The 10790-nt window shown below is 43.3% G+C and carries 8 protein-coding genes and 1 pseudogene; 2 read left to right on the top strand and 7 right to left on the bottom strand.

Features of this window, described 5'->3' with window-relative positions:
• Positions 1-187: 187 nt before the first annotated feature.
• Positions 188-319, top strand: a pseudogene (locus tag VB714_RS13025) (nucleotidyltransferase family protein); the annotation flags it as partial.
• A gap of 135 nt (positions 320-454) precedes the next feature.
• Here the strand turns inward: VB714_RS13025 and VB714_RS13020 are convergent.
• The 7 genes from VB714_RS13020 to VB714_RS12990 all read right to left on the bottom strand — a co-directional run bounded on the left by VB714_RS13020 (position 455) and on the right by VB714_RS12990 (position 8995).
• Positions 455-3214: an SBBP repeat-containing protein gene (locus VB714_RS13020; RefSeq protein ID WP_323224799.1), complete on the bottom strand. Its 2760-nt coding sequence runs from the start codon at positions 3212-3214 to the stop codon at positions 455-457.
• Between the two features lie 117 nt (positions 3215-3331).
• Complete coding sequence (locus VB714_RS13015) at positions 3332-4720, bottom strand: TldD/PmbA family protein (RefSeq protein ID WP_323224797.1); 1389 nt, start codon at positions 4718-4720, stop codon at positions 3332-3334.
• A 126-nt stretch (positions 4721-4846) separates the two neighbouring features.
• Positions 4847-5047, bottom strand: a complete 201-nt coding sequence (locus tag VB714_RS13010) for a hypothetical protein (RefSeq protein WP_323224795.1) — start codon at positions 5045-5047, stop codon at positions 4847-4849.
• A gap of 104 nt (positions 5048-5151) precedes the next feature.
• Positions 5152-5946 carry an EI24 domain-containing protein gene (locus VB714_RS13005; protein ID WP_323224793.1) on the bottom strand — a complete coding sequence of 265 codons (795 nt, stop codon included), beginning with the start codon at positions 5944-5946 and terminating at the stop codon, positions 5152-5154.
• Positions 5947-5964: 18 nt separating this feature from the next.
• Positions 5965-6897, bottom strand: a complete 933-nt coding sequence (locus tag VB714_RS13000; protein WP_323224791.1) for an exopolyphosphatase — start codon at positions 6895-6897, stop codon at positions 5965-5967.
• Between the two features lie 29 nt (positions 6898-6926).
• Positions 6927-8717, bottom strand: a complete 1791-nt coding sequence (feoB, locus tag VB714_RS12995; RefSeq protein WP_323224789.1) for a ferrous iron transport protein B — start codon at positions 8715-8717, stop codon at positions 6927-6929.
• A complete protein-coding gene (locus VB714_RS12990) occupies positions 8714-8995 on the bottom strand; it encodes a FeoA family protein (protein WP_323224787.1) in 282 nt (93 codons plus the stop codon). The genes feoB and VB714_RS12990 overlap by 4 nt, the downstream gene beginning before the upstream one ends.
• 120 nt (positions 8996-9115) lie before the next feature.
• On the opposite strand from VB714_RS12990, the gene VB714_RS12985 reads away from it, so the two are divergent.
• On the top strand, positions 9116-10790 hold a 1675-nt coding region (locus VB714_RS12985), incomplete at its 3' end, for a PAS domain S-box protein (protein WP_323224785.1).

Genomic DNA, 10790 nt, shown 5'->3' with positions numbered 1-10790 from the left:
GTAAAAAAAAAGACTAAGCAACGTATGAAACAATTTAATCTTTTTCTTCTGGCGATCGCTATCCAAAATTTTTAGCCATCGTCTATCTTGCTATACACTATATTTAGTGTACTAGCGTAAGTCCTGTGTATTTTTTATTGTAATGCGATCGCGATCTGAAGTAAAATTAACTCAAGGAGATACAACAATGAAACTCAAACAACGGTTACAGAGACAACGAGATGCGATCGCAGAAATTGCCGCCAAACACGACGCATTTAACCTGCGTGTTTTTGGTTCGGTTGCCAGAGGAGAAGAAACAGACAATAGCGATATCGATTAATTCGAGAACGAGTGTTAAAAGAGGCAAAACTACTATGACAATGCCCTCAAGCAAATTGTTAAGGCGATCGCCATTTGGTATGATGCCAAACAATATTCTCTGACTTGAATAATCTCTTAAAAAGAGAGAGAATCAAGCATATTTCACGATCCAAGAATTGTCGGGATCGACCCCATTAAGCCCCGTTTGACCGACAAGATAGAGATTACCACCATCCACAGCGATCGCTTCAACCCGTTCGGAATCATCAGTTCCCCACTGTTCTTGCCAAGTGAAATTGCCTGTAGAGTCGTACTTCCTGACCCAAATATCAGATAGTCCTACATTGGTTCCGGCCAGAGAACCTTGAGTGCCTCCCGTGAGGTAAATATTTCCCGCATCGTCAACGGTAATATCATCGGCATTGTCAAAAGCATTTGTACCGAATTGTTGCAGCCAATCGCGATCGCCATTGCTATCGATCGCCACGTCAACGGCATCGTCTTGGTCAGTAGTTCCCAATTGTTCGACCCAAATTCGATTGCCATCGCGATCGTATTTGGCTAACCAAACATCATCTCTTCCTGCATTTATCCCGTTTAAATCTCCCTCCGTCGATCCAGTGAGATAAACATTCCCTAAACCATCAACGGTAATACCTTCTGCACTATCGGTTTTGGTTGTTCCCCACTCCTCTTGCCAAAGTAAATTACCGTTGCGATCGTATTTGGCAATCCAAATATCGTCCCCGGTAAAAGTGTTTGGATCGTTAATAATCGAATTAAAAGCAGTTCCGGTAACGTACAAATTCCCCGCATTATCGATCGCAATATCATTGCCCCGACGGGCGGTATCCTGCACCCAGGTCAGGGCGGCGACGCTGGGTAAATTTAACTGGAATTTGCGCTCAAAACTACTCCCTTTTGCCCCAGCGCGATCGTAGGCGGTGCCTCGTAAGCTATAGATGCCCAAGTCTAATCCCAACTGCGCCAAATTCAAGCTGTAATCAAAGTTTGCCCATTGATGACTCCAAGTAGCGGGGGTAAATTGCGCGACATCCGCCAGATCGATCGCATTTCCCATTGCATCGATGAGTTCAAAATCAATATGGGCGATATCATTACTGCCATCAATATCGTAAACCCAAGCATTTTTCAGGTTTAATGTCTCGTTGGCTTCATATTGGTTATTATCCAAGCTAAATTGCAAGCGTCCTGGTGCTGTATTCGTCAGAATGGAGAATTTGCGCTCAAAGGGGGAACTTGCAGCCCCAGCGCGATCGTAGCTGACTCCAATTAAGCGATAATTCCCTCCAGTGAGATTCAAATGACTTAAATCTATAGTGGTATTAAAGGCCGTCCAGTCGGAACTCCAGGAAGCGGGAGTAAAATCTGTAATACTCGCTAAATCGATCGCCGTCCCATTAATATCTAGGAGTTGTAAGTCAACTCGGGCAAGGTCGATCGCGCCGTCAAGGTCTTGCACCCAGCCGTTTTTGAGAGTGAGGGTATCTGTGGCTTTGTATTGAACGCGATCGAGGGAAAAACGCAGAGATTCGGGGGCATGATTGGGGTCCCCAGGCATTTGCAGATATTGTGCCAGCCAAATATCCTCTCCTCCAGTATTGGCTTGACCTAACGTCCCTCGGGTGCTGCCTGCGAGATAAACTTTTCCTGTAGAATCTACTGCGATGCCATAGGCGCGATCGCTTTCAGGAGTCCCGAATTCTTGCTCCCAAGCAAAAGTCCCATTGTGATTATATTTTGCACTCCAAGCGTTATTACTCCCGCTCCAGCCGCTTAAATAGGCATTTCCTTGCACGTCTGTCGCAATATCTGTGGCGGTTCGGGTTGTGGTGAAATCTTGCAGCCAAAGCCGATCGCCATTGCTGTTATATTTCCCGAGGCTGTTATTGTTTCCCAAATAGAAATTACCGAGATTGTCAGCAGCAATGCGATCGCTGAGAATACCGTTCCAACCGACAGAAAAATCGAGATATTTCTGCCAAATTAAAGTCCCAAAGGGATCGTATTTAGAAACAAGCGATCCTGTGCCATCTGACTCAATATTAGGATGCCAAACTTCATTCCAAACACTACTGGAATCAAAATCAATGGATCGACCGTAGCGTTTCCATCCTCCTACTTGGATCGCCACGTAAGAATTAAGAGAAGCATCAACGGCAATGCCATTCGAGGTAATATCTTTAACACGACCGAAGAAATCAAGACTATATTGTTTTTCCCACATTAAATTACCATTACTGAGATATTGTGCCGCCCAAGCATTATGGCGAAGTGTTGCTGACGATGTGCCACCGTAACTTTGTCCGGTTAGATAAACCAAACCCCCTGGGGTGACTTCCATATCGCTAAGACTATCGGGGCCATTAAAATTGTGTTGCTGAACCCAAAAGGGTGTACCGTTACTGTCATATTTTGCCAGCAAAATATTGCCGAAAGACCCCGATGGCGTACCTTCTAAAAGACCAGTGGTAATTCCGGCTATATAAATATTCCCGCTACCATCCAAGGCAATTTGGCTGGCACTATCAAAACTCACCGTCCCGATTTGTCTGCCCCACATGAGGTCGCCATTACTATTAAACTTCGCCAGCCAACCATCGCTTCGGCCACGATTCTGACTGAAGAGAGAACCCGTTGTCGAACCTGCAATATAGGAGTTTCCCGCGCCATCAACAACAATATCTGCAGCCCCTTCATCGTTTGCAGATCCTAACTGTTGCAACCATTGACGTGCGGCGTGTTCTGGGGGTGGGGGAGAGCTACTACCGGGAGAAAGAGGGGACGATTGAAGCGGATCGCTGAATTCTGAAGCCAAGAATAAAGATTGCGTGCCAGAATCAATCTTTAAGCCCGGATCGACTCCGTTTTTTGTGGTGGTTGGTGACATCGTAAACTCCCAGCGATCGCCTGATTTTTTCCCTTGCTTCTATGTTACCCTTCCAAAATTGCCGCGATCGCGCTAATTATTCTTTCACCCCGAAAAAATTCATAAAACTTATTATTTTTATCCTGCCACCATAACATCTTGAATTCGCAAACTGGGGCTACCGCAACCGACGGGTAAGCCACTTTGTCCGCCTTTACCGCATCCTCCGGACTCATCCCAATAAAAATCATCCGCGATCGCTTCAATATTGGCTAAGGTTGTAAATACATTCCCTGAAAGCGTGACATCTCGTACTTGTTCGGCAAGTTCTCCATTGCGAATCATCCAGGCTTCCCCAGCACTAAAGGTAAACATCTCACCGTTGGTCATGCCTCCTAACCAATTGCAAGCATAAACCCCTTCTTGAATATTTTGAAATAAATCTTGAACGGGGGTTTTGCCGCGTTCGATCCAAGTATTAGTCATGCGAACAATGGGAGGATAGTGATAGTTGAGACAACGAGCATTTCCTGTGGGTTGTTCTCCTAATTTTCCCGCCGTTTCTCGAGAATGCAAGCGTCCGACTAAAACCCCATCTTTAATGAGTTGTGTTGTGGTGGCGGGGGTTCCTTCATCATCATAGTAGTAACTGCCTCGATGTCCCTCGGGGGCGGCACCATCAAAAATTTGCAAATCTTTGCTACCAAAACGCTTACCCATACTCATCACTTCCAACAAGTCCGGATTTTCATAAGCCATATCTGCTTCTGAGAGATGCCCAAAAGCCTCGTGAACGAATAATCCGGCCAGAATGGGGTCTATAACGACGGGGTAAGTTTTAGCCGCTACTGGAGGCAAGGAAAGGGATTTCACGGCTCTTTCGGCTGCACCGATAACCTGTTTGTCGAGATGGATTAAATCTTCATAGCCTTGGCGAGATCCCGTGGTTTCTCTTCCAGTTTGTACGGTTTCTCCTTCTCGGGCGGTGGCTGCAAAACGCATTTCCATGTCTGCCCAAGATTGCTCGATCGCCGTGCCGTCAGAAGTGAAGAGGAGAATGTGTTGATTGCGATCGCCATAACTGACGGAGGTTGTGGCGATGCGCTGGTCTGCTTGGCGGAGTATTGTATTGTAGCGATCGCACAGTTTTTTTTTCTCGAACAGGGGGATTTGACTGGGATCGGTACCGATGAGGGGGAGTTTGCAGGTAATTTGAATGGGTTCGACGGAGGCTAACAGGGTTTCTTCCACACCAACCAATCTGGCGGCGGATATGGCTTCTTCGATGCGATCGCGTAAACTCTCAAGGCGGTTAAAACTGGCAAATCCCCAGCCGCCTTTATAACAAACTCTAACTTGTCCCCCGAGGGAGACATCTTCGCTGAGGGTATCTATTTTATCTCCGCGTAAAGTGATATTTGTTCCCCGAGAAGTTTCTAGACGAATGCTGAGAAAATCTGCCCCATGGCGATAGCGGGCAATAACATCAGCCAATTGGTTTTTGTAGTCTGCAAGGCGATCGAACATCTAGGGTAGCGCAATGTATATATCCGAATCCATTATCAAGGGTGTTTGGGCGATCGGGTGAAAAGTTTACATTACTTGATGCGATCGATGCTGAAGACAAGCCGGAAAGGATAACTTTTGCTTTCCCTATTCCTGATTCTCTTCGGACAACAATGCTTTAAGATCAACCCCTATGGCATCAAAATCATTGGGTTTGGCATCGGGTTGAGAGGGAATGGGGATTTCCTCATCTTCCTCTAAAGGTTGCAGCAAATCGCCTAGGGCATCGAGAGATTGTTCAAAGGCTTCTGTTGAAGCGCGACGGGATTCTGATTGATTGTTATTCATGTTAACCTCATATCGAGGGACAGCGATCGATGACTCCACCCTTTAACTTTATCTTTAACTCTCAATGACCGACTGATTTTTTCTCGATTTAGTTTCCATTTGCTTCAATGTTCTAATTTGGGCAAAACGCGATCGCACCAAAATAATGTCCCAGAAGCAACGCAAAGCGGTACGGTAAATAGATTAACAAAAGGAATGCTAATCAGTCCGCAACAGACTAAACTAAAACTGGCACTGGCGGGAAAAGTCTGGATAAGAATCCCTAATTTTTGACGAAATTTCAAGCGACGGCGTTCGGAAGGACCGTCGAGGAAGTCTAACCCGGCGATCGCTGCAGTTAAGGCAATCCAAAGAAGGGCGATCGCGAAGGAACCTACCCAAGGGATGATATTTAATAACAATAAGGGAATAGCAATGACTAACCATAAAACTAACTTTTTGATCTCAAAAAGAATTGCCCGCCCCAGATCGCGAATTAATCCGACTTCTATGGTTTTTGCTTCTCCCAAGCGAAACTTTTCCATTTCTTCTGAGAGTTTTCCATACCAGGGCGCACCTAAAAGCGTTCCGAATTGTAAGAGAAAAAATCCCGTGACTAAAAACAATCCTACCAATAAAAGAAAGCGCAGTAAATAAGTAAAGCCAATAATCACATTGTCGAGAAATCCTAACCAAGCAGGCAGATCGGCGATTAAGCGATCGACTCTCATATCAATGCTTAAAGTTAGCGCATCAAAACCATTCCATGCAGGAAATAAGAGACTCGTATAGAGTAAAATCCCAACAAGAATGTTAATGGAAATGGGAATAATAAGAAAGCGCAGAAGAGAAGGCGATCGCCAAAAAATCTTCAATGTGCGGAAAGGATAAGTTGTTCCAGCAATTAATCCACAAACCATAATTGAGATACACCCTTTTTATGAACCTGTAATTTTCTGAACTAACTCTTGAAAGACTGCTGAAGCGCGATCGTTTTCCACTTGACAAGTGCCAGCATTGGCGTGTCCACCGCCCCCATATTCTAACATTAGTTTGCCAATATTAACCCCTGCGGTTTTATTGAGAATAGATTTACCCACGGCAAAGACGGTATTTTGTTTTTTCAAGCCCCACATAATATGTATAGAAATGTTACATTCGGGATATAAAGCATAGACTAAAAAGCGATTACCTGGATAGATTGTTTCTTCTTCTTTGAGGTCTAAAACTACAAGATTATCATAAGTTTTTCCGCAGCGTTCGAGTTGTTCTTTAAACTTTTCTGATTGTTCTAAATAAAAATCTCGTCTTTCTTTGACATCTTCAATCTTCAAGATTTCTGCAATAGAATGGTTTTTGCAATAATCGATTAATTCCATCATTAACTGATAATTGGAAATACGGAAATTCTTGAATCGCCCTAGCCCTGTGCGGGCATCCATTAAGAAGTTTAAAAGCACCCAATCTTGAGGGTTTAAAATCTCTTCTCGATTAAATTGGGCTGAGTCTGCTTTATCAACTGCTGCCAGCATTTCTTGAGAGATATTCGGGAATTTTTCAGCGCCGCCATAATAATTGTAAACTACTCTAGCAGCAGAGGGGGCATCGGGATCGATAATATGATTGGGCTGAATTTCTGCATTTCTGATTGTCTCGCTCAAATGGTGATCGAATGCTAAATATGCGCCTTTGACATAGGGTAAATTGGTGGTAATGTGGCGATCGCCGATCTCGATTTTGCCATCCTGCATATCTTTAGGATGAACGAACTCGATCTTGTCAATTAAGTCAATATCTTTTAACAAAACTGCACAAACTAGCCCGTCAAAATCGCTGCGGGTAACGAGGGTATATTTTTGGTGTTCTGACATGAGCTTCTAATTGAAAAATTGTCTTAATTTTATCGTAATTCTAGCAGTTGTACACCTTGATAAAACAGGAAACTTCCCAACCATGCTAACCCTAGGGAATACACTAAAGAAAGCAGGGTAAATCTCCAAGATTTTGCCTCATTAAACAAGGTTACAATTGTAGTCAGACAAGGGGTATAGAGCAAGCAAAAAATACAGAAACTATAGCCTTGGGTAAATGTCACCGTTTCCGTAAGGCGATCGCTAACTCCGATCGCACCTAAACCATAAATAACAGCTAAAGAACCAATTACGATTTCTTTCGCAATAAAGCCAAAAATTAACGCTAAGGTTAAATAAGGATCGATGCCGATGGGCTGCATAATTGGACTCAAAAATGTGCCAATATGACCCCCAATTGTCTCTAATCCTACCGCACCGACGGGTAAACTGGTAATTAGCCAAACAGCAATACAACCAAAAGTAATAAAACCGGAAGCACGAGATAAGAAAGTGCGTACTTCTCCCCATCCTCTCAAAGCGACTTGTTTCCAAGTGGGAAAACGATAGGGAGGAAGTTCTAAAACAAAGGGTTCATCATTGGGAAATGTACCTTGAAAAATAGCGGCGGTGGCGATCGCCGCGACAAAACTTAATAAATAAAGAGAAAATAGAACTAAAGCCCCATTCCCATTGGGAAACGTAGCGACAATAATAAAAACAAATACTTGTAAACGTGCCGAACAAAGAGAAAAAGGAATAGTTAACATAGTCAACAAACGTAAAGATTGCGATCGCATCACTCGCGTTCCCATTAATGCCGGAACATTACAACCAAATCCCATCATTTGCATGACAAAACTACGCCCATCTAAACCTAAACGTGCCATGATTCCATCCATTAAATAGGCAGATCGAGATAAATAGCCGCTATCTTCTAAAACTGCCATGACAATAAAGAAAAGCACGATCAAAGGAACAAAAGAAGCAACAGTAGAAATACCATTCCAGAGTCCATTAATGACAAAATCCCGAACAATATCTGGAAAAGGCGCAATCGCCGGTGCAAGGCAATTTTTCAAGAACCACTCTGCCAAATTTTTAACAATATCTTGAGAAGGCAAACCGATAACCCAAATGAGCCAAAATACAGCAAACATTCCCCCAAAAAATAACGGCAATCCTAAAATCGGATGCAAAAGAAGGCGATCGATGCGTTCCGTCCAAGTTATACTGATTTGGGAGGGAATTTCTACCGCATTATCGAGAATTTCCGCGATCGCACTGGGGGGAATATCACCACTTTTATCTAACTGCATTGCTAGAGTTTGAGGCGAAATAGAAACAATATTTTCTGATAACTTTTTACTGATTGCTGCGTAGGCTTTTAGATAACCTTGGCCATGCTTTGCACTAATTAGAAACGTCGGCATCTCCAATTGTTCTGTCAATTTTTCGCTATCGATGCAAATCCCATATCCCTCTGCCTCATCTGCCATATTTAACAGCAAAATGGCGGATAGACCCAAAGATTTGAGTTGTAAAGGTAAACGAATTTGGCGATCGATCTGGGAGGCATTTAAAACAATAATCACGAGATCGATCGCATAGTTTTCCAGAAAATTGCGAACAATCTTTTCATCATCTGCTATTCCTTGGAGATCGTAAATACCAGGAAGATCGACAATTTCCATTTCCTCATTATCGATCTTTACCCTTGCTTGTAACAAATCCACCGTAATTCCCGGCCAATTTCCGACACTCGCAGACATTCCCGTAATACGATTAAAAAAGGTCGATTTGCCTGTATTTGGCATTCCGAGTAAGGCAATTCTCTTCATTTGCTCTGAGTCCCCTCAATCGGTATAACTGTTATATATTGAGCCTCCTGTCGCCGGATCGCGAGTTCTGTGGTTGTGCCGACGCGAATGTGCAACAGCCCGCCAAATTGGGCTTGACGGAGAACCTCAATGGGGCGATCGCACACAATTCCCATTGCTTCCAAGCGCTGAGGAAATCTCTCTAAGGTTATATTTTCCTTACAATCTACAATATTAGCCACACGAGCAGGTATTCTGGGTTTTAACTCCGCCAAAGTTATCGGTTTAATTTTCTTCATACTTCCATAATGTTGAACTTTTTTAATTGTATCTTTATAATTAGCAACTCAATACTCTAAAATAGAGAAAAATAGCAAGCAGCGAAAAAAGGCTTGCTTCTCAAACTCCAGATCGATTTGATGAAACAGTTTGCCCGATCGCAAAGATGGAAAAAGCAAGAACAGAACGAGAAAAGCTCAAAAATCAGTATATTCTCCGCGATCCCCATCGGCGATCGTGGAGAATATATTCCTTCACAGCTAAACCCTGACTGCATTACACTCTCTCTTTTTCCCAGCATTATTGCCCTAGTTGAGAACAGAAAAATATTAACTTTATTTGGAATTGAAACTTTACAATTATCTACCCTAAACCAAGCGCAAGAACCGTTTATGCTCTTGATATTGAGTGTTTTCGTGCTAGTTGTGGCAATTCTCTTCAGAAAAAAAAAGAAAATTCAGATTAAAAACCTATTCATAAAAAAGTCAAAAAGTCAAGAAAAAAACTCAGAAACTGAGGAAATTTTAGAACTCCGAAAAAACATTGTTGCTTTGACAAAGCTCAACGAGATTACCTTAACCAAGCTCAATCATCGCCTCCGCTATCAATCAGCTATTGCTCATCTTAGTCAATTGAGCTTAAGAGAAACAGACTTTGATATTTTTCTCCAGAAAGCCGTTAATTTAATCGCTGAGACCTTAGAACTCGAGTTTGTGGGTCTGTTTGAACTTCTTGCAAATGAAAGTTCTTTTCTGCTCAAAGCGGGAATTGGCTGGCCAGAAAAATTCATCGGTTATGCCAAAATTTGGATTTCTGCAACTTCTTTAGCGGGATATACCCTCAAAGAGAAAAAAACCATCGTTTTTGACGATCTCCCTGTCGAAACTCGCTTTCAGGCTTCCCCCTTGCTGCATAATAACAAAATTATTAGTGGCGCAAATCTTCTCATTCTTAGAGGAGAAAGTTGCTATGGAATGTTAGGAATTTACTCCAAACGATCGCGGCAATTGAGCGAAGAAGACCTCGAATTTCTGCAAACCGTCAGCCAGATTATCGCCGCAGCCGTTCAACAACAGGAACGACTCATTCAACTCAATCTCTTCAAACGCGCCATCGATGCCAATAGTAATAGTATTTCCATCAGCGACGCGATCGCCAACGATATTCCCCTCATTTACGTTAATCCCAGCTTTGAAAAACTCACAGGATATAAAGCCGAAGAAATTGTCGGTCAAAGTAGTTTTACCATCTACGGAGAACAAGCCGATCCGGAGATTCAACAAGAGATCCTCCACGCGCAACTTTGCGGACTCGAGTATCACGCTATCATCAAAAATTATCGTCGCGATGGCATTCCCTTCTGGAGTGAATTCTATCTTGCCCCCGTCCTCGATCTTCAGGGACATCTGACCCACTATATCACCGTTCAAACCGACATTACCGATCGCCACCACGCCGAAACAGCCCTGCGAAAAAGCGAAGAACAATTTCGCCTCACCTTTGAACTCGCCCCCATCGGAATGTTTATTATCAGTCTCGACGGCGATTATTTACAAGTCAATCAAGCCCTCTGCAACGCTTTAGGCTATTCCCGAAAGGAACTCCTCCACAAAAACCAAAAAGAATTAACCCATCCCGACGATCGCCCAGCAGACCTCGCCATCAATCAAAAACTATTACTGGGAGAAATCGATCGCTTTCAAATTGAAAAACGCTTCCTTGCCAAAAACAAACATATCGTTTGGTCCCTGCTGCAAGTCGTTCTGATTAAAGACGATCGCGGCATTCCCAGTCATTTCCTCGGACAATTGGTTG

Origin of the sequence: Spirulina sp. 06S082 (assembly GCF_034932145.1) — a bacterium.
In the GTDB taxonomy this organism is placed as follows: Bacteria; Cyanobacteriota; Cyanobacteriia; order Cyanobacteriales; family Spirulinaceae; genus CCY15215.
This window is presented reverse-complemented; position numbering and strand designations above follow the sequence as displayed.